Below are 20,222 nucleotides of genomic sequence, written 5' to 3'. Positions count from 1 at the left end.
GGCAGGTAAAGAGGGGCCTGTGATATAACATCGGGCTGTTTTTTCGACAACTGGACCGAGCCATGAAAGCCAAGGCCGATGCGCCCTTTGTACCCCTGAATATTGCTGTATTGACCGTCAGCGACACCCGCACCCTGGACACCGACACCTCCGGCCAGGTCTTCGTCGATCGCCTGACCGCCGCCGGCCACCATCTGGCCGAGCGCGTGCTGCTCAAGGACGACCTCTACAAGATTCGCGCCCAGGTTGCCCACTGGATCGCCGAAGACGTGGTGCAAGTGGTGCTGATCACCGGGGGCACCGGCTTCACCGGCCGTGACAGCACCCCTGAAGCCGTGAGCTGCCTGCTCGACAAGCAGGTCGATGGCTTCGGCGAACTGTTCCGCCAGATCTCCGTGGCCGATATCGGCACCTCCACCGTGCAATCACGCGCCCTGGCCGGCCTGGCCAATGGCACCCTGGTGTGCTGCCTGCCGGGCTCCACCAATGCCGTGCGCACTGGTTGGGATGGCATCCTCGCCGAGCAACTGGATAATCGTCACCGCCCATGCAATTTCGTCCCGCACCTGAAGCAGGCCCTACCCTGTGAATCCCGTGGATAAGCCGGGCAAGACCGACGCACTGATGCCGGTGGAAGCAGCCTTGCAGCGGCTGCTCGCCATGGCGGAATCGGCGCCGATCCGTGACCAGCAGGCGCTGCCCCTGGCGCAGTGCGATGGCCGCGTACTGGCCCAGGACCTGATCTCGACGCTCGACCTGCCGCCGTGGCCCAACAGTGCCATGGACGGCTACGCCGTGCGCCTGGCGGACTGGACCGGGGAACCGCTGGTGGTGAGCCAACGCATTTTCGCCGGCACTGCGCCCGAGCCGCTGGCGGCCGGCACCTGCGCACGGATCTTTACCGGCGCGCCGGTACCCGAAGGCGCAGACTGCGTGCAAATGCAGGAAAACGCGGTGGTTCATGCCGATCAGCGCGTAAGTTTCACCGAATCGTTACGGGTGGGCGACAACATCCGACCACAGGGCCAGGAGACCACGGTGGGTGAGTGCGTACTCAGTGCCGGAACGCGCCTGGGGCCCATCGAGTTGGGCCTGGCTGCGTCTCTGGGGCGGGATCGGCTCGATGTGGTGCGTCGCCCGCGCGTGGCCGTGCTGTCGACCGGGGATGAATTGATCGAGCCAGGCTTGCCGCTGGGCCCGGGGCAGATCTACAACAGCAACCGTCGCGTGCTGTGCAGCTGGCTGGCGCGCATGGGCTGCGAAGTGATCGATGCCGGGATTCTGCCGGATGATCTGCAACAGACCCGTACGTGTTTGGCCGGCCTGGGTAGCGTCGACCTGATTCTGTCTACCGGCGGTGTGTCGGTGGGCGAAGCGGACTTCCTCGGCATTGCCTTGCGTGAAGAGGGCGAGTTGGCGTTGTGGAAGCTGGCGATCAAGCCAGGCAAACCGCTGACCTTCGGGCATTTTCGTGGCGTGCCGGTGATCGGCCTGCCAGGTAACCCGGCCTCGACCCTGGTGACCTTTGCGCTATTGGCGCGCCCGTACCTGCTGCGCCGCCAAGGCGTGGCGCAGGTGCAGCCGCTGCGTTTCGAGGTGCCGGCAGGATTCGACTGGCCCAAGCCTGGCAACCGCCGCGAATACCTGCGCGGGCGTATCGAGCAGGGCAAGGCGATTATCTATCGCAACCAGAGCTCCGGGGTGCTGCGTAGTGCGGCGTGGGCGGAGGGGTTTGTGGAGGTGATGGAGGGGACCACATTGGCCATTGGCGACCGGGTCAATTTCATTCCTCTGAGTGAAGTTCTGAACTGAACACAGATCAAAAAATGTGGGAGCAAGCCCCCTCCCACAGTGGATCTTGGTATGCCTGTGGCTACTCAGTAATCGTCGCCACGCTCAGTGACATCCCGCTCCATCGGCCCCGCATCCGGGTCGTAGCCCACCGGGAACTTGCCCTTCAACGTCCATGCAAACGCAATGATCTCGGCAATCGTGCGATAGAGCTCTTCTGGAATGCTGTCCCCCAGTTCCATACGCGCCAGCAGCTTCACCAACTCGGCGTTTTCATAGATGGGTACTTCGTTTTCCCGTGCCAGCTTGAGAATCGCTTCGGCCAGGGCGTCATCGCCCTTGGCGGTCAGGGTGGGGGCTTGTTGGCCGTCGTACTTGAGGGCGATGGCCTGGCGGGGTGGGGCGGCGTTCTTCATGCGGTTTCATCCACCCAGCGTTGTTCCAATCCGGTTTTTGCACCGCGTGGCGGGGTGCCCAGGTGGCAATCCAGGTCGCCGACGTTGAGTCCGGATGACACCAGGCGCTCGCGCAGGCTGCCCAGGTGACTTTCGATCAGGCTGGCGGTGAAAGGGCGACTGGCCCACAACTGACTGGACAGTTTGCCCTGGGACAACTGCGCCTGAACTTGCAGCGGCCCCAGCGGCTCCATGTCGAAGGCCAGTTCGACGCGCCAGAGCATCTGCTTCGGATCTTTTTTATCCTTGCGCTCGGGCTGATCCTTGTCAGGCGCAGGCTCCTCGCGCTGAAACTTGACCTGCAACGGCACGATGTCTTGCAGGGTGCGCATGGGGATTTCCAACTGCCACGTGGTTTGCAGGCGGCCATCGGCGGTGGTGCCGGTCTGTTCCAGGCTCGACAGTTGGTGGCTCTGCAAGCGCGAGATCGCCCCGGCGGCCAGGCGCAGCAGGTTTTCCAGGTCGCCTTCACCTTCCAGTTTCGCGATCAGCCGCTCCGGCAACGGGAAACCGGCGGGTATCTGCCGAGCGCCGACCTGGCCGAGAGTGTTCAACGGGCTGCGCACAAAGTGCGGCAGCACCTGGGCCAGGGTATTGGCGGCGAGGATCGCATTCAGGTTGGTGTTGGCGGGCAGGGCGGGCAGCAGGTCCGCGACCAGGCGCAACAGCGCGCCTTTCATATCCAGCGGTGGGATTTGTGGGTTCTGCCCAGCGAGCAATCTGGCTTCCAGGAAGGCGCCGCTGTTTTGCACCACTTGTGCCAGTACCTTGGGATTGCTGACTTGCGCCAGATCGGGCAAGGCTGCCAGTAAACGCTCGGCAGCGGCCCGCAGCTCGGCCGAGGTGTTGTCGCCACGGGGCAGGTTCTGCAGGGCAGTGAACACCGCATCCAGCGAGCCTTGGCGACTTTGCTGGGTTGCCAGTTGCTGCGTCACGGCCAGTTGGTCTTTCAGCCCGCTCAGCGGCACAAAATTCAGGGTTTGCGCGTTCTGCACCACGGCACTGAGCAAGCTGCCGACCCGCAAGGGTTGAGGGCTTTCCAGCGTCAGCGTGGTGCCGGCCAGCGCGTTATTGAGCACACTCACCAGCGAGCGATAGATCGCCGCTTGCGCTGAACCTTGAGGCAGCATCTGGGTGGTCAGCACCTTGGCTTGCAGCAGGGTGCCCACCGGCATTTGTGTGGTGTCGAGGCGGGTGAGGGCAGCGACGTTGGCGCTCATGGCTTGCTGCAAGGTAATGGCCAGGTTGCCCGCTGGCGTTTGGCTGACTGCCACATTGCTGCCCAGAGGCAAGGGCTGGGCGCTGCTGGCTTGAACCAGGGTCTGGCGACCACCTTCAAGGGTCAGCTTGAGCAACAGCTGAAAGGCTTCACTGCCTTGTTTCAGCGCGATGACTTCAGCGTTTACGGTTTTTCCGGCGCCAATCAACCCGGCCTGTGGCTCCAGGAGCTTGAGCAACTCGCCAGCCGCAGGCAGCGGGGCAGCCTTGGGTGCCGAGGCTGGAGGCAGTGGAGGAAGATTGATCTCACCGGTCATCGTGCGCATCGTCTCTGGGGAAATTGCCCTCTTTAGAGTAGGGCATCGCATGTATAATGCCGCCCGTCTGCAAAGAGAGCGGTAAAAACCTCACAACTATTTGATCCAGCTCTCTAAAATCGGTCGCCAAAGTCGTTATTGTGCATCTCTCTATAACGGCCGCTGCACCGCCGACTTGAACCGTAAAGGCCCGCGATCTCTTGACCAGCCCTCTTCTTGAAGCCGTAGCGCTTGCCTGTGAACGCGACCTTCGCCTGTTGTTCGAGCAACTCGACCTGCGTCTGGCGGCTGGCGACATGGTGCAAATCAGCGGCCCCAATGGCAGCGGCAAGACCAGTCTGCTGCGTCTGCTGGCCGGTTTGATGCAGCCCACGGCGGGTGTTGTTCGGCTCAACGGTAAGCCCCTGCACGAACAACGTGCCGAGCTGGCGCGCAACCTGGTCTGGATCGGCCACGCCGCGGGTATCAAGGACGTGCTCAGCGCTGAAGAAAACCTCAGCTGGCTCAGCGCCCTGCATCACCCTGCTACTCGCGATGGCATCTGGCAGGCCCTGGCCGCCGTTGGCCTCAAGGGCTTTGAAGATGTGCCCTGTCACACGCTGTCAGCCGGCCAGCAGCGCCGCGTGGCCCTGGCGCGTTTGTACCTGCCCGGCCCGCCGCTGTGGATTCTCGACGAACCCTTTACCGCTCTCGACAAACAGGGCGTAGCCCAGCTCGAAGAGCACCTGGCCCGGCACTGCGAGCAGGGCGGCCTGGTGGTGCTCACCACCCACCATACCCTGGCGCGCAAGCCGGGTGGTTACCGGGAGCTGGATCTCGGACGGTGGTCGGCATGAGTGTGTTTGCCCTGTTGGTGGCCCGTGAAGCGCGGCTATTGTGCCGTCGCCCGGCCGAGCTGGCCAACCCGCTGGTGTTCTTTGCGATTGTGATCGCGCTGTTCCCGCTGGCGGTCGGCCCGGAGACTAAACTGTTGCAAACCTTGTCCCCGGGACTGGTGTGGGTCGCGGCACTTTTATCGGTCCTGCTCTCGCTGGACGGGCTGTTTCGCAGTGATTTCGAAGACGGATCCCTGGAGCAGTGGGTCCTTTCGTCGCACCCCCTGCCACTTCTGGTACTGGCCAAGGTACTGGCACACTGGGCTTTTTCCGGCCTGGCGCTAGTCTTGCTCTCGCCGCTGCTGGCGATGATGCTGGGCTTGCCTGTCGAATGCCTGCCCGTGTTGCTGGTGTCCTTGTTGCTCGGTACGCCGGTGCTCAGCCTGTTGGGGGCGGTGGGCTCCGCCTTGACTGTGGGCTTGAAAAGGGGTGGCCTGCTGCTGGCCCTGTTGATTCTGCCTTTGTATATCCCGGTGTTGATCCTGGGCAGCGGCGCTTTGCAAGCCGCGCTCATGGGGATGCCGGCGACCGGTTACCTCTTGTGGCTTGGTAGCCTGACCGCCCTGGCGGTAACCCTGACACCCTTTGCTATAGCCGCCGGCCTGAAAATCAGCGTCGGTGAATAATGAGGTCTGACTCGGCGTTAATGACGTTGAGTCAGTAAAGACCCTAAGCTTTTCGCCACGACGAAAAGCACCCGTGATGGAAAATGCAATGAACTGGACCTGGTTTCACAAGCTCGGCTCGCCCAAATGGTTTTATGGCATCAGCGGCAAGCTGCTGCCGTGGTTGAGCGTCGCCGCCGTATTGCTGATCGGCACCGGCCTGGTCTGGGGCCTGGCCTTCGCGCCGCCGGACTACCAGCAAGGCAATAGCTTTCGCATCATCTATATCCACGTCCCTGCCGCGATGCTGGCCCAGTCCTGCTACGTGATGCTGGCGGTGTGCGGCATCGTCGGCCTGGTGTGGAAGATGAAACTGGCCGATGTAGCCCTGCAATGCGCTGCACCTATTGGTGCGTGGATGACCGCCGTGGCGCTGGTCACCGGCGCGATCTGGGGCAAGCCGACCTGGGGTTCCTGGTGGGTGTGGGATGCACGCCTGACCTCGATGCTGATCCTGCTGTTCCTGTACTTCGGCCTGATTGCCCTGGGCAACGCCATCAGCAATCGCGATAGCGCCGCCAAAGCCTGCGCGGTGCTGGCGATTGTCGGCGTGATCAACATCCCGATCATCAAATACTCGGTAGAGTGGTGGAACACCCTGCACCAGGGCGCCACCTTCACCCTCACCGAAAAACCGGCGATGCCCGTGGAAATGTGGGCGCCACTGCTGCTGATGGTGCTGGGGTTCTACTGCTTCTTCGGCGCCGTGCTGTTGCTGCGCATGCGCCTTGAAGTGCTCAAGCGCGAAGCCCGCACCAGTTGGGTCAAAGCCCAAGTGCAAGCCAGCCTGGGAGCGCGGGGATGAGCTTTGCTTCTTTCAGTGATTTTCTCGCCATGGGCCACCACGGCCTGTATGTCTGGAGCGCCTACGGCATCTGCCTGGCGGTGCTGGCCCTCAACGTCGCCGCGCCGATCCTGGCCCGCAAGCGTTACCTGCAACAAGAGGCGCGACGTCTGCGCCGGGAGACCGAAAAGTGAATCCGCTGCGTAGAAAGCGTCTGTTGATCATCCTTGCCATCCTGGTCGGCGTCGGCATTGCCGTGGGCCTGGCCTTGAGCGCCCTGCAGCAGAACATCAACCTGTTCTACACCCCCACCCAGATCGCCAACGGCGAAGCCCCGCTGGACACGCGCATCCGTGCCGGCGGCATGGTGGAGCAGGGCTCGTTGAAGCGTTCCGGCGATTCTCTGGACGTGACCTTCGTGGTCACCGATTTCAACAAGGCCGTGACCATCACCTACCGCGGCATCCTCCCGGACCTGTTCCGCGAAGGCCAGGGCATCGTCGCTCTGGGCAAACTCAACGCCGATGGTGTGGTAGTGGCGGACGAAGTACTGGCCAAGCACGATGAAAAGTACATGCCGCCCGAGGTCACCAAGGCCCTGAAAGACAGTGGCCAGTCCGCACCCGCGACCCCAGCCAAGGAGGGCTAAGTGATGACGTCCGCATTGTTTATTCCTGAACTGGGCCAACTGGCGATGATCCTCGCCCTGTGCTTTGCCGTGGTCCAGGCCGTGGTGCCGTTGCTCGGTGCCTGGCGCGGCGATCGTTTGTGGATGAGCCTGGCGCAGCCGGCCGCCTGGGGTCAGTTTGCCTTCCTGCTGTTCGCCTTCGGTTGCCTGACCTATGCCTTCATGACCGACGACTTTTCCGTCGCCTATGTGGCGAACAACTCCAACAGCGCCTTGCCCTGGTACTACAAGTTCAGCGCCGTGTGGGGCGCCCACGAAGGTTCGTTGCTGCTGTGGGCGCTGATCCTCGGCGGCTGGACTTTTGCCGTGTCGGTGTTCTCGCGCCAACTGCCGCAAGTGATGCTGGCGCGAGTCCTGGCGGTGATGGGCATGATCAGCATCGGCTTCCTGCTGTTTCTGATCATGACCTCCAATCCGTTCAGCCGCATCCTGCCGCAGATCCCGGCAGACGGGCATGACCTCAACCCGCTGTTGCAGGACATCGGCCTGATCGTGCACCCGCCGATGCTCTACATGGGTTACGTGGGCTTCTCCGTAGCTTTTGCGTTTGCCATCGCTGCCTTGCTTGGCGGGCGGTTGGATGCGGCGTGGGCGCGTTGGTCACGGCCATGGACCATCGTCGCCTGGGCTTTCCTCGGCATCGGTATCACTTTGGGTTCGTGGTGGGCCTACTACGAACTTGGCTGGGGCGGCTGGTGGTTCTGGGACCCGGTGGAAAACGCGTCCTTCATGCCCTGGTTGGTGGGCACGGCGCTGATTCACTCCCTGGCAGTGACCGAAAAGCGTGGCGTATTCAAAAGCTGGACGGTATTGCTCGCCATCGCCGCGTTTTCCCTCAGCCTGCTCGGCACTTTCCTTGTGCGTTCGGGGGTGCTGACGTCAGTGCATGCGTTTGCCTCCGACCCCGAGCGCGGCGTGTTCATCCTGATCTTCCTGCTGTTTGTGGTGGGTGGTTCCCTGACCCTGTTCGCCCTGCGCGCACCGGTGGTCAAGAGCCAGGTCGGTTTCAACCTGTGGTCGCGCGAAACCCTGCTGCTGGGCAATAACCTGGTACTGGTGGTCGCCGCTTCAATGATCCTGCTCGGCACCCTCTACCCGCTGGTGCTGGATGCCTTGAGCGGCGCCAAGCTGTCCGTGGGCCCGCCGTACTTCAATGCGTTGTTCATCCCGTTGATGGGCCTGTTGATGGTAGTGATGGCGGTCGGTGTGCTGGTGCGCTGGAAAGACACCCCGGTGAAGTGGCTGGCAGGCATGTTGATGCCGGTGCTGTTGGGCAGCGTGGCCCTGGCAGTGATCGCCGGGTTCGCCTACGGCGACTCCAATTGGGCGGTACTCGCCACGTTCCTGCTGGCGGCCTGGGTGTTGCTGGCCGGCGTGCGGGACATCTTCGACAAGACGCGCCACAAAGGCCTGATCAAAGGCTTGCCCACCCTTACCCGTAGTTACTGGGGCATGCAGATCGCTCACATTGGCATCGCCGTGTGTGCTTTGGGCGTAGTGCTCTCCAGCCAGAACAGCGCCGAGCGCGACCTGCGCCTGGCGCCGGGTGAGTCCATGGACCTGGCCGGTTACCAGTTCATCTTCGAAGGCGCCAGGCACTTCGAAGGGCCGAACTTCACCTCGGATAAAGGCACCGTGCGCGTAGTGCGCAATGGCAAGGAAATCGCCGTATTGCACCCTGAAAAGCGCCTGTACACAGTGCAAAGTTCAATGATGACCGAAGCCGGTATCGACGCCGGTTTCACCCGTGACCTGTATGTGGCGCTGGGTGAACCCTTGGGCGACGGCGCCTGGGCTGTGCGGGTGCATGTCAAACCCTTCGTGCGCTGGATCTGGTTCGGCGGGTTGCTCACAGGCTTTGGCGGTTTGCTCGCCGCGCTGGATCGGCGTTATCGGGTCAAGGTCAGCAGCCGTGTGCGTGAAGCATTGGGCCTTTCAGGAGCGGCAGTATGAAACGTTGGTTGATGGTGGTGCCGCTGGCGTTGTTTCTGCTGATGGCAGTGTTCCTGTATCGCGGGCTGTACCTGGACCCGGCCGAGTTACCCTCGGCGATGATCGGCAAGCCGTTTCCCGCGTTCAACCTGCCGACGGTGCAGGGTGACAAGACCCTGACCCAGGCAGACCTGCAGGGCAAGCCGGCGCTGGTCAACGTGTGGGCCACCTGGTGCATCTCATGCCGCGTCGAACACCCGGTGCTGAACAAGCTGGCCGAAAAGGGCGTGGTGATCTACGGCATCAACTACAAGGACGACAATGCGGCGGCCTTGAAATGGCTGGCCGAGTTTCATAACCCGTACCAGCTCGATATCCGTGATGAAGACGGCAACCTGGGTTTGAACCTGGGCGTCTATGGCGCGCCGGAAACCTTCTTCATCGATGCCAAGGGCGTGATCCGCGACAAGTTCGTCGGCGTGATCGACGAGGTAGTCTGGCGTGAGCAACTGGCCGCCAAGTACCAGGCCCTGGTCGATGAGGCCAAGCCATGAAGCGTTGGTTGACCGCTGCTGTTTTAGCCCTGGGCCTGGCCGGTGTGGCCCATGCCGCCATCGACACCTATGAATTTGCCAATGACGCCGAGCGTGAGCGTTTCCGCGACCTGACCAAGGAACTGCGCTGCCCCAAGTGCCAGAACCAGGACATCGCCGACTCCAACGCGCCCATCGCCGCTGACCTGCGTAAAGAAATCTTCCGCATGTTGGGGGAGGGCAAGGATAACCAGCAGATCATCGACTTCATGGTCGACCGCTACGGTGATTTCGTGCGCTACAAACCGGCCCTTACCGGCAAGACCGCGCTGCTGTGGTTCGGCCCCGCCGGGCTGCTGCTGGCCGGCGTCGTGGTGATGGCGGTGATCGTGCGCCGTCGCCGCGCCGCGCCTACCGATGGTTCCGACGCGCTGTCCCCTGAAGAGCGTAAACGCCTCGACCAATTGCTGGACACCAAGACTGATGATTGATTTCTGGCTCGCAGCCGGCTTGCTGCTTCTGATTGCCCTGAGTTTCCTGTTGATTCCTGTACTGCGTGACCGTCGCGCCCAGCGTGAAGAGGATCGTACCGCGCTGAACGTGGCGCTGTATCAGGAACGTGTCGCCGAGCTGCAAGTGCAGCAAGACGAAGGTGTATTGAACGCCGTGCAACTGGATACGGGCCGCGCCGAGGCGGCTCGCGAGTTGCTGGCCGATACCGAGGGCGTGGAAAAGCCCCGTGAATCGCGCCTGGGCAAACCGCTGCCGTTTTTGGCGGCGTTTCTGGTGCCTGTGCTTGGCGTTGCGCTGTACCTGCATTATGGGGCAAGCGACAAGGTCGAACTGACCCGTGAATTCTCACAGCCTCCGGTGTCCATGGCCGACATGACTCAGCGCCTGGAGCGTGCCGCGGCAGCCCAGCCGGATTCGGCCGAGGGCCTGTATTTCCTGGGGCGCGCCTACATGGCTCAGGACCGTTCCGCCGATGCCGCCAAAGTCTTTGAACGCACCGTAGCCTTGGCCGGGCGCCAGCCGGAATTGCTTGGCCAGTGGGCCCAGGCACAATACTTTGCCGACAACAAACAGTGGTCGCCCAAGGTGCAGGCGCTGACCGACGAGGCGTTAAAGCTCGATCCCAAGGAAGTCACCAGCCTTGGCCTGTTGGGGATCGCCGCTTTTGAAGGCCAGCGTTATCAGGAAGCAATCGATTACTGGAACCGTCTGCTGGCGCAACTGCCACCGCAGGACAACTCCCGTGTAGCGCTGCAAGGCGGTATTGACCGGGCTGGCGAGAAGCTTAAAGAGAGCGGCGGTACGGTCGCGCGCAAGGCGGTAATGACCGTGCGTGTAGACCTGTCCGCCGAAGCGAAAGCCAAAGCCTTGCCGACCGACAGTGTGTTCATCTTCGCCCGTGCAGTCAGCGGCCCACCGGCACCCTTGGCGGCCAAGCGCGTCACCGTTGCCGAACTTCCCATCACCGTCGAACTGGGCGATGCCGACGCGATGATGCCGCAGTTGAAACTGTCCAACTTCCCCGAAGTCCAATTGGTTGCGCGCATATCCCGGGCCGGCCAACCGACCACTGGCGAATGGATCGGCCGCAGCCAACCGCTGGCCAGCAGCACCACTGCGCTGCAGCAATTGACCATCGACACTCCGGACAAGTAATTCTGAGGAAACGCCCATGACCGCATTTGCACGCATCACCCTGCTCAGCCTGGTACTCGGCCTGAGCGCCTGTGCGGTCCACCGCCCACCTGCGGCACCCACCGGCCCGACCATCCCGCCATCGGGCCCGTCGACTCAGCCGAGTACCAAGCCTTCCGGCCCGGTGACCCCGCCGCCAAAGCCACTGCCAAGCAAGTCACCCACCTTTGCTCCACCACCGGGGGCTGCCAGCCACTGGGACGGCAAGATGCAGGTGTACGTGCTCGACGACCAGCCCGACACCTTCTACCGCCAGCGTACCTACTACCGTTGGAGCAACGGCTGGAGCCGTTCCATCAGCCCCAACGGGCCCTGGGAAGAAACCAATGTGCAGGGCGTGCCGCCGGGGTTGAGCAAGCAGTACGCGCAATGACAAAAGGCGACCTGAGGGTCGCCTTTTTCGTGCCTGTGAAATGCATTTTTCCAAGCACTAGAGGGCAAATGTGGGAGGGGGCTTGCTCCCGATAGCATCAGGTCAGTCAAGGATCAGCTGAATATCACACCGCCATCGGGAGTAAGCCCCCTCCCACAGGTGCGCGGCAGCGCGCACTCGGGTAATGTGGCCGCCGCCGGCCTGGCTGGCGAAAAATTGCTGGATATACTTTCCAGTGGTCGCTACTTGGCGCAGGTCGGTTACTGCGACGCGTTGCCGGGGGCGCAACAAGCCTGGAGACAAGCCAAGAGGGTGTTTTGATGACGGGCAGGTTGATCTATCTCATCGGGCCATCGGGTTCGGGCAAGGACAGCCTGCTGGATGCCGCACGCCTGCGCTTGCAGGCGCGTGGTTGTCGCATGGTGCGCCGGGTGATCACACGCTCGGCGGAGGCAGTGGGCGAAGCGGCGCAAGGGGTGAGCCCGCAGGAGTTTGCGCGGATGGACGCCGAGGGCGCGTTTGCCTTGAGCTGGCAGGCCAATGGCTTGTCGTATGGCATCCCCAGGGAAATCGACGAGTGGCTGGCCGCAGGGGACGATGTGCTGGTCAATGGCTCTCGCGCCCACCTGGCGCAGACCCGTGAGCGTTACCCCACATTGTTGGTGTTGCTGCTGACGGTCGATCAAGCCGTATTGCGCCAACGTTTGATCGCACGCGGGCGTGAGTCATTGGCGGACATCGAAGAGCGATTGGCGCGCAACGCGCGATTTACCGCTGAGCTGATTGCCGGAAACGGCGCGGGTTTGTTTGTGCTGGATAATTCCGGGCCTCTGGAGCATACCGTTGAGCGCCTGCTGTGTTGCCTGGATCACGGATACTCGTGATCGTCACGGGTGATGCGCAGCATGTCGCGGTAGGTCAGGACAACCTCTTCGTGTAAGGCTCGGCCATGCTCGAGCATCAGATCAGAACCTTGGCGTTGAGTTTTTTTTCTTCGGGGTGTTTGAGTGGGTTTCGTAATGTTTGAAGCTCAATTCTTGACCCATTTAATTAAATATTTTCTACGTTTTTCTTTTTCTGTTATCAGGCTTTTGGGCGTGTTGATATGTACGGATGTGTCGCGCCAACTAAAACTTGTACGGTTTTTTTACTGGCGCGTTTATTGCGTGTTACTGCAATTAAATAGCGGTAGTGAAGATGTTTTAAATATGGGATTTTTATCGGGCTGGCAATGGATCGACCAGTGTCGGTAATTCATACATGGACGGTTAACTCTTCACTGTTGAGAGTGACAATACGCCATGCATCTCCCTGTCAGACAGGCTGCCCGCGAGCAGTCCCCAGTGACATCGCACTTCAATTTATCAACCGCCGAGCACGACATTCTACGTTGGGCGAATAATAAAAAAGCCTTTACCACGGATCAGGCGGCGAAAAAAATCACGCGCAGTGGCTCCAAGTTTCATGACCTCAATAAAGATGGCAAAGTTGTAGTGGGTTTCAATTTTTCCAGTGGCTTCAACGCTGCTCAGAAGGAACGCGCCAGACAAGCCCTGCAATACTGGGCGGACATAGCCAATATCGAATTTGTAGAAAACGGCTCTAACACCGACGGAACCATTAGTATCAGGGGTATGTCAGGTTCGTCAGGCTGGGCGAGCTTGCCTAACCGGTATAACTCCAGAATGCAGGCCAATATCGGGACCAGTGGTGAGCATAACCCGACAATTGGCAGCCATTTCCTTGGGCTGTTGATCCACGAGTTGGGACATACCCTGGGGCTCAGTCATCCGGGTGCATACGATGGCGGGGGCTTCAATTATTCCCGCTCTGCCGAATATGCGCAGGACACCAAGGCACGCAGTGTCATGAGTTACTGGGCGGAGACTCATCAGCCTGGGCACAACTTTGCCGGGCACAGCCCGATGGCGCCAATGATGGATGATATTGCCGCTGCCCAGCGGCTTTATGGCGCGAATACAAAAACACGCAATACCGATACCACCTACGGTTTCAATTCCAACTCTGGCCGGGAGTTCTATAGCCTCAAGCGCGGGAATGAAAAACCAGTTTTCACCGTTTGGGACGGCGGTGGTAACGACACGCTCGACTTCTCCGGGTTTACCCAGAACCAAACCATCAACCTCAAGGCCGAGACATTCTCAGATGTAGGTGGCTTGCGGGGGAATGTGTCGATTGCCAAGGGCGTGAGCGTGGAAAACGCCATTGGCGGCTCCGGCAACGATACCTTGGTGGGCAACGAAGAAAACAATCGCCTCACGGGCGGCCGGGGCGTAGATAAGCTGCACGGTGGGGCCGGGGCGGATACGTTCGTCTATCAGCGCGTCAGCGATTCGACGCCGCAGCATCCGGATATCATCCAGGACTTTCACAGCGGGATCGATAAGATCGACCTGACCGGAGCCCTTCGGGCGGTGGGGCTCAAGTCGTTGAGCTTTGCCGATCAATTCAGCGGCAGTGCAGGTGAGGCGGTGCTTGGCCGCGACTCTACAACTGGCCGTTACACCCTGGCGGTGGATACGACAGGCAATGGTACGGCGGATCTGTTGGTGGTCAGCCAAGGCCAGATAAAACCGACGGATGTGGTTTGGAACAATCAGTCACCCACGGTGATTCCGGCTTCTGAAACCAACATTACTGCTGTGCCCGACCCGTACCCGGCTCCCGTTCCACCGTCCGATCCGGATACGCATTCAGACACGGATCCGCGCCCTGCGCCTGAGCCGTCACCCTGGTATGGAATGGGGGTTATCAAGAAAGTGACTTCGGTCTTCAAGCGTATGGTGAACGGAGTGTTATCGATTTTCAGATAATGTAATTTTGTTAGTGAACAACCTGTGGTTCAGCGGCCTTGTCTAAGACTGTTGTTTGAAAATCATAGGTCTGGAATGTCTGGTTGTATGTTGATGTTTCGGTTAGGTGGTGTTTTCCTAAGTTTTCTTGTCTGTGGGGTGTAAGTTTTAGTTTGAAATAAATAGGCTGTTGTGAGCGGGGGAATGTTTGTGCGAATTTGGCCGCGCTTTGATCGTGTGAGTGTTTGTTTTGTACGTATCTCCTAATCATGCGATAGATGGTAATTATTTAAATTGATATATGATTTGGATGGAGTATTGACATTATGAATGTATATGGTTCCGGTATGGGTTCCCAGGTGTATAACCCGTCAGCATTCTCCAGCTTCCCGCCGCAAGGCGCTGCTGGCGAAGCGATGATGCCCAGGTACTCCAGCGAGCGCACCGTACAATATAGCGGCTATTCATCATCTGCTGAGCGCTTCTCGGCGTTCAAGGAGGGCACTAACCGCGCGTATGGCAACAATGGAGGGCTGACCCCGCCTTTCTCCAGAAACGAACACACTCAGGCGTTCACCCATTATTACTGGATGAGCGGCGCCTTCAGGGACACCGTGAGTAAGTTCACAGATTATTACGGAAAGTTTAAGCAGGTTTTCACAGGGCGCGACGAATGGGGTGAGCGCAAGCCAATTCCGCAATTCGAGCCACGGCCGAATTCGAGACCCTTGGTCCAGACACGCCCGATACCTGAGGCAAGGGCCTATTTAAACCCCGCGCTGAATGAAGTGTCTACGCAGTATTTTCCGGGGGATACAGTGTATGGCTTTAATTCAAATACCCGAAATCCCGATATGTCGTTCACCTCGACGTATGACACGCCATGGTTCAGGGTTGAGGATATACTGGGTAACGATACATTGGACTTCTCCGGGTTCAGGCAGCATCAAGTCATAAATTTGGGTGCCGGTGCCTATTCCAGCTTGGGTGGGCTGGTTAATAATGTTCACATCAGCATCGGGTCGGCCATTGAAAATGCTATCGGCGGTTCAGGCGATGATCGGATCCTTGGCAATGCATCTAATAATGTACTGACCGGTGGTGAGGGCGCGGATACATTAAGCGGCGGCGGTGGGAGCAATATCTTCAAATATAATACAGCGTCAGACTCTACCTACGCGAAGGCTGACCTACTGACTGATTTCAAGGCCGGTTGGGACAAGATCGATTTAAGGGGCCTGGCTGCGACGACCGGCGTTGAGTTGAAGCTGGTGCCCAGGTTCACGGGTCGACCTGGCGAAACCGTTATTAGATTCAACCCGCAGAGCGGACGTTATTTCCTCGGGGTTGACCTGTCGGGTGACCAAAAAATTGACTTCCTGATAAAAAGTACTCGGCCTTTCGGCTCGCGAGACGTAATGGGATGGCATGAAATGCCTACACGGGTGTGAGCGACGTGAACCAATATTCGCGTTGATGTTGTTCTATGCGCTAAACAATCATTTTTCACTTTTATCTACAGACTTGATACGCGGGTGACATCGCGATCAAGTCTGTTTTTTTTTGCATTGCAGCATCAAGGCATGTGCTCATGCGCTCGTCAGGCCATCAGGGCTTGATGCTTTCTCTCTACTCGCTGAAACCAACGGACAAAAACTGACAGTCTCGCTGCACGTGTTGACGCGGGAGGACGAATGTTTGTTGCTGCGAAATGATCTGCGTTATTACGGGTAAACAGCACGGCGTGTCAGATTCCAAGCAGCGTCGCCGCCCTATATGTAGGGTTTTCTTCACTTACTTACCTTCTACAAACCACTAAGCATTCGGTCGTAAGACCGTTCAGTTATGGAAGTGTATAAAGTCATGGTTGTCAGGCAGACACAATACACGAGGGTTGGAAGTGCGGGTTTTTTCGTTAACGTTAGGTGCTGAGATTTTTTGGTTATACGGTGAGCAAAGTAGTAGGGGGTGTGAGTAATCGATTGGATGTTGTTGTTGAGGGCAAGTGGTGTTATCTAATTGTGAGTAATGGGTTGATAATATTTCATGGTTTATTTTGTTTTTAGTTCTTTATTTTTAACAAGATCAGCAGGTTGCGATCAAGTCTAAAAGATATCATATGTTTGTATGGTTTCAGGTTTTTGCAGTTGTGCGCTCAAAGTGTGTTCAGGGTTTAGAGTGTGTCGGAGTGAATTAATTTGCGCGTGGTATGAATGAGTGTGATGTGAGAACTTAGCCATGTGCCGATGACTGGCACCGTTTCTGTGTTGGCATTTAGTCTTTCGAGTTTGGCGGTTGCTACTTTGAATTTGGTTGCGTGAGGAATTTTGCTTATGAGCTCGTTAATAGCGCCAGCTGCTCAAGTTGGTGTTTTTGAAAGACTTGATCCCAGGCGTGATGTTAATCCTGATAGACCTGTTGATGGGCCTGGCGAGGGGTATACGCTGCACAGTAATAAGAGGGAATTCACGACGGAGCAGGCTGGGAAACAAATCACCCGGCAGGGTTTGCGTTTTAGTGATCGCAACAACGATAAAAAAATCGATTTGTCGTTTCGTATTTCCAAGGGGTTCACCGCGCAGCAGGCGGAGCAGGCCAGGCAAGCGATGCAGTCTTGGGCGGATGTCGCCAACGTGACATTCGCTGAAAATGCACAAAACGCTGACGGTCATATAGATATCAATGATATGCCTGGAACGGCGGGTGGTGTGGCCATTTTGCCCAACAAGTACAGGTATAAAACATTTGCAAATATTGGAACGGCGAACGCAGGGGAGAATCCAGAAGTCGGAAGTTTTTTCCGCACAGCACTTGTTCATGAAATAGGGCACTCCATCGGCTTAGAGCATCCTGGTGCATATAATGGTTTTGCGGACTATGGGCGTGACGCGGTGTACGCGGGGGATACCAGGGCGCGCTCGGTAATGAGCTATTTCTCGGAGAAAAATCAGCCCGGACATAATTTCAACTCAAAGCTGCCTTCTGCACCGTTGATGGATGATATTGCAGCTGTACAGAGGCTATACGGGGTCAATACCAAAACCCGTAATACTGATACGACCTATGGGTTCAACTCCAATACCAACCGTGAAGCGTTGAGTCTGAAGGGAGCGAACGACAGTCCTGTCTTCTGTGTTTGGGATGGAGGTGGAAATGACACATTGGATTTCTCCGGGTTTTCACAGGACCAGAACATCAATCTCAATGCAGAGTCATTTTCAGATGTTGGGGCGTTGAAGGGGAATGTCTCTATCGCCAAGGGCGTTGTACTTGAAAACGCAGTGGGGGGTAAAGGCAACGACACCCTGAAAGGTAATGAGGTCGCTAATCGCCTCAAAGGGGGCGGTGGGGCGGACAGATTACTCGGGGGCGGGGGAGGGGACACCTTTGTTTATGGCCGAGCAAGTGAATCAACCCCCGACAATCCCGACGTCATTCTGGATTTTGAGAGCGGTACAGACAAGATTGATCTCTCAGGTATCCTGAAAGCGTCAGGTATTAGTGCGCCAAAGGTTGTCGATCATTTAAGCGGCCATCCAGGCCAAATCATGCTCAAGTACGACGAGGGCAGTGGCGAGGGTAGCCTAGCCCTGGACGTGACGGGAAATGGTAAAGCTGATTTGCTGATAAAAAGCATTGGCCGGATTAAAGCCGGCGACGTAATGGGGCACGGCGGTACCCCGGAGCCGCAGCCTAAGCCAACGGATCCCAAGCCGGAGCCGCAGCCTAAGCCAACGGATCCCAAGCCGGAGCCGCAGCCTAAGCCAACGGATCCCAAGCCGGAGCCGCGCCCTAAGCCAACGGATCCCAAGCCGGAGCCATGCCCTAATCCACCGGATCCCAAGCCGGAGCCATGCCCTAAGCCACCGGATCCCAAGCCGGAGCCATGCCCTAAGCCACCGGATCCCAAGCCGGAGCCATGCCCCGAGCCAAATGGAGAGCTTCGATCGGTACTACTGCCAGCCCTTGAGCAGCATGGCTTTACAGAGCGGGCTTGGCGGGTCGAACAGTTCAAGAGTGCGAATGCGATAAGAGTTTTCAAATAAAATACTGTAACTAGTCTAGTTGTCGTGATGTTGTTTTTAAATTCGCATATGCGTCGGCTGCATTATGTTGCCTGCAGTTTGATAAGCGCTGCTGCACGTAAACTTTCCAGTATGTAAAAAGTGCAATTTTTGCTGGGCTTGTACGTTGGGCGAAACGATTTTGCAAAAGTTCGTAAATGGTAGTGTTTGCGAAATGTTGGGTTGTTGTTTTTCTATTACTAATCGAGAAGGTAACATTATGTTGAATATAAGTGCACCTGTTTTGAGCCTCCAGGTTTCTAGCCATGCCGCTCAGCCGTCGTCACCTGCGGCACTTCCTGGCAACAATGAAGCCAGTAGAGCGCATCACCACGAGCACTCGACCACTCGTCTGAACCCCTCAAATAACTCCCAGCTGCTGAGTTTATCTGAGCAGGTGACAGGCGGACTCACCCTCCTGCCTCGATTGCTCGGATCGAGCGTCAATATCGGTGTGCCCCCCAGGCTGCTGCAACTTGGAGAAGTCGCCACTTCCACTTTGTCTTTTTCGTTCATCTCCGGGTTTGGCACTGAAGTACTTAGATGTGAACCCAAGCCTGAGGGAGATGATCACCCCAAGCCAATTGTCGATAAAACACCAAAGGACGAGCCCAAGGCTGGCGTCGATAAAACACCAAAGGACGAGCCCAAGGCTGGCGTCGATAAAACACCAAAGGACGAGCCCAAGGCTGGCGCCGATAAAACACCAAAGGACGAGCCCAAGGCTGGCGCCGATAAAACACCAAAGGACGAGCCCAAGGCTGGCGCCGATAAAACACCAAAGGACGAGCCCAAGGCTGGCGCCGATAAAACACCAAAGGACGAGCCCAAGGCTGGCGCCGATAAAACACCAAAGGACGAGCCCAAGGCTGGCGCCGATAAAACGCCAAAGGACGAGCCCAAGGCTGGCGCCGATAAAACACCAAAGGACGAGCCCAAGGCTGGCGCCGATAAAACGCCAAAGGATGAGCCCAAGCCAGGCGTCGATAAAACGCCAAAGGACGAGCCCAAGGCTGGCGCCGATAAAACGCCAAAGGATGAGCCCAAGCCAGGCGTCGATAAAACGCCAAAGGACGAGCCCAAGGCTGGCGCCGATAAAACACCAAAGGACGAGCCCAAGCCAGGCGTCGATAAAACGCCAAAGGACGAGCCCAAGCCAGGCGTCGATAAAACGCCAAAGGGCGAGCCCAAGGCTGGCGCCGATAAAACACCAAAGGGCGAGCCCAAGGCTGGCGCCGATAAAACGCCAAAGGACGAGCCCAAGGCTGGCGCCGATAAAACGCCAAATGACGAGCCCAAGCCAAGCCGCAACTCCAACTCGGATGACACTATCTATGGCTTCAACTCCAACACCGGAAAGCCAGAGATGACCCTGACATCCGCTTCGGACAAACCAGACTTTACCGTTTGGGATGATCGAGGCAACGATACGTTCGATTTCTCCGGTTTCAAGCAGGATCAGTCGATTGACTTGCGAGGTGGTTCGCGCTCCAGCGTAGGTGGCATGAAGGAGAACGTCAGGATCACCGAGAAAACTGTGATCGAAAATGCGATCGGTGGTCACGGTAATGATCGGATCATTGGCAACATAGCGGACAACGTGTTGGTCGGTGGGGGTGGGAGCGATACTCTAGTCGGCGGAGGTGGCTGGAACACGTTCAAGTTCAATGCCTTCACGGACTCGAGCCGCACCAATGCCGATCTACTGGTGGACTTCAACACGGGCCAGGACAAGATAGATTTGTCGCAAATGGCCATTGACGGCAAGGTCGCGTTTAACTTCGTTGATAGCTACAGCGGTAAAGCGGGTGACACTATTATCAAGTTCAATCCGCAATCGGGCCGTTATCTGCTGGCAATAGACCTGGATGGAGATGGCAAGACCGACTTCCTGATTAAAAGCACGCGAATGATCAGCCCGGAAGATGTCATTGGGCTGAACGTCAAGGATGACGGTTATCTCTGATAGATTAATGGCGATTTTCTAGAATCGTCATTGCATGAAGT

Annotated in this window: 19 protein-coding genes; 17 read left to right on the top strand and 2 right to left on the bottom strand. The window is 58.1% G+C overall.

Translation table 11 applies throughout. The features are described 5' to 3' along the window. Positions 1–62: 62 nt before the first annotated feature. Together moaB and glp are read left to right on the top strand one after the other, a co-directional pair. Entirely contained in the window at positions 63–602 is a 540-nt protein-coding gene (gene moaB, locus QMK52_RS25955) for a molybdenum cofactor biosynthesis protein B (RefSeq protein ID WP_005786490.1), read from the top strand. Next, the gene (gene glp / locus QMK52_RS25950; protein WP_320403648.1) at positions 586–1,812 is read left to right on the top strand and encodes a gephyrin-like molybdotransferase Glp; all 1,227 of its coding nucleotides are present in this window, start codon (positions 586–588) and stop codon (positions 1,810–1,812) included. The genes moaB and glp overlap by 17 nt, the downstream gene beginning before the upstream one ends. Positions 1,813–1,877: 65 nt before the next feature. On the opposite strand, the gene QMK52_RS25945 is transcribed toward glp, so the two are convergent. Both QMK52_RS25945 and QMK52_RS25940 read right to left on the bottom strand, forming a co-directional pair. Next, positions 1,878–2,207: an EscU/YscU/HrcU family type III secretion system export apparatus switch protein gene (locus tag QMK52_RS25945; protein ID WP_032877115.1), complete on the bottom strand. Its 330-nt coding sequence runs from the start codon at positions 2,205–2,207 to the stop codon at positions 1,878–1,880. Further along, positions 2,204–3,781, bottom strand: a complete 1,578-nt coding sequence (locus QMK52_RS25940) for a flagellar hook-length control protein FliK (protein WP_005786496.1) — start codon at positions 3,779–3,781, stop codon at positions 2,204–2,206. The genes QMK52_RS25945 and QMK52_RS25940 overlap by 4 nt, the downstream gene beginning before the upstream one ends. A gap of 200 nt (positions 3,782–3,981) precedes the next feature. Here QMK52_RS25940 and ccmA point away from each other — a divergent pair, with 200 nt between their 5' ends. From ccmA to QMK52_RS25860, 15 genes are all read left to right on the top strand, one after another. Then, a complete protein-coding gene (gene ccmA, locus QMK52_RS25935; RefSeq protein ID WP_005786498.1) occupies positions 3,982–4,617 on the top strand; it encodes a cytochrome c biogenesis heme-transporting ATPase CcmA in 636 nt (211 codons plus the stop codon). Beyond that, positions 4,614–5,282: a heme exporter protein CcmB gene (gene ccmB / locus QMK52_RS25930; protein ID WP_005786500.1), complete on the top strand. Its 669-nt coding sequence runs from the start codon at positions 4,614–4,616 to the stop codon at positions 5,280–5,282. The genes ccmA and ccmB overlap by 4 nt, the downstream gene beginning before the upstream one ends. 88 nt (positions 5,283–5,370) lie before the next feature. After that, a complete protein-coding gene (locus tag QMK52_RS25925; protein ID WP_320403647.1) occupies positions 5,371–6,126 on the top strand; it encodes a heme ABC transporter permease in 756 nt (251 codons plus the stop codon). Next, complete coding sequence (ccmD, locus tag QMK52_RS25920; RefSeq protein ID WP_005786504.1) at positions 6,123–6,299, top strand: heme exporter protein CcmD; 177 nt, start codon at positions 6,123–6,125, stop codon at positions 6,297–6,299. The genes QMK52_RS25925 and ccmD overlap by 4 nt, the downstream gene beginning before the upstream one ends. Further along, a complete protein-coding gene (ccmE, locus tag QMK52_RS25915) occupies positions 6,296–6,754 on the top strand; it encodes a cytochrome c maturation protein CcmE (RefSeq protein WP_005786506.1) in 459 nt (152 codons plus the stop codon). Before ccmD ends, ccmE begins: the two co-directional genes overlap by 4 nt. A 3-nt stretch (positions 6,755–6,757) precedes the next feature. Continuing rightward, positions 6,758–8,746 carry a heme lyase CcmF/NrfE family subunit gene (locus tag QMK52_RS25910; protein WP_320403646.1) on the top strand — a complete coding sequence of 663 codons (1,989 nt, stop codon included), beginning with the start codon at positions 6,758–6,760 and terminating at the stop codon, positions 8,744–8,746. Beyond that, the gene (locus QMK52_RS25905; RefSeq protein ID WP_005786510.1) at positions 8,743–9,279 is read left to right on the top strand and encodes a DsbE family thiol:disulfide interchange protein; all 537 of its coding nucleotides are present in this window, start codon (positions 8,743–8,745) and stop codon (positions 9,277–9,279) included. Before QMK52_RS25910 ends, QMK52_RS25905 begins: the two co-directional genes overlap by 4 nt. Beyond that, on the top strand, positions 9,276–9,749 hold the full coding sequence (locus tag QMK52_RS25900; protein WP_005786512.1) for a cytochrome c-type biogenesis protein: 474 nt from the start codon (positions 9,276–9,278) through the stop codon (positions 9,747–9,749). The genes QMK52_RS25905 and QMK52_RS25900 overlap by 4 nt, the downstream gene beginning before the upstream one ends. Further along, complete coding sequence (gene ccmI, locus QMK52_RS25895; protein ID WP_005786514.1) at positions 9,742–10,926, top strand: c-type cytochrome biogenesis protein CcmI; 1,185 nt, start codon at positions 9,742–9,744, stop codon at positions 10,924–10,926. Before QMK52_RS25900 ends, ccmI begins: the two co-directional genes overlap by 8 nt. A gap of 16 nt (positions 10,927–10,942) precedes the next feature. Next, complete coding sequence (locus tag QMK52_RS25890; RefSeq protein WP_005786516.1) at positions 10,943–11,338, top strand: hypothetical protein; 396 nt, start codon at positions 10,943–10,945, stop codon at positions 11,336–11,338. 320 nt (positions 11,339–11,658) lie between these two features. Then, positions 11,659–12,222 carry a phosphonate metabolism protein/1,5-bisphosphokinase (PRPP-forming) PhnN gene (phnN, locus tag QMK52_RS25880; RefSeq protein WP_005786520.1) on the top strand — a complete coding sequence of 188 codons (564 nt, stop codon included), beginning with the start codon at positions 11,659–11,661 and terminating at the stop codon, positions 12,220–12,222. A gap of 417 nt (positions 12,223–12,639) precedes the next feature. Further along, complete coding sequence (locus QMK52_RS25875; protein ID WP_320403645.1) at positions 12,640–14,172, top strand: M10 family metallopeptidase C-terminal domain-containing protein; 1,533 nt, start codon at positions 12,640–12,642, stop codon at positions 14,170–14,172. A 305-nt stretch (positions 14,173–14,477) separates the two neighbouring features. After that, entirely contained in the window at positions 14,478–15,602 is a 1,125-nt protein-coding gene (locus QMK52_RS25870) for a M10 family metallopeptidase C-terminal domain-containing protein (RefSeq protein ID WP_320403644.1), read from the top strand. A gap of 882 nt (positions 15,603–16,484) precedes the next feature. Continuing rightward, entirely contained in the window at positions 16,485–18,197 is a 1,713-nt protein-coding gene (locus tag QMK52_RS25865; RefSeq protein WP_320403643.1) for a M10 family metallopeptidase C-terminal domain-containing protein, read from the top strand. A 238-nt stretch (positions 18,198–18,435) separates the two neighbouring features. Continuing rightward, a complete protein-coding gene (locus QMK52_RS25860; RefSeq protein WP_320403642.1) occupies positions 18,436–20,181 on the top strand; it encodes a M10 family metallopeptidase C-terminal domain-containing protein in 1,746 nt (581 codons plus the stop codon). The last annotated feature ends 41 nt before the right edge of the window (positions 20,182–20,222 follow it).

Origin of the sequence: Pseudomonas sp. P9_2, assembly GCF_034008255.1 — a bacterium.
Lineage (GTDB): Bacteria > Pseudomonadota > Gammaproteobacteria > Pseudomonadales > Pseudomonadaceae > Aquipseudomonas > Aquipseudomonas synxantha_A.
Note: the sequence above shows the minus strand (reverse complement) of the source record. Positions and strands in the feature narration are given on the sequence as shown.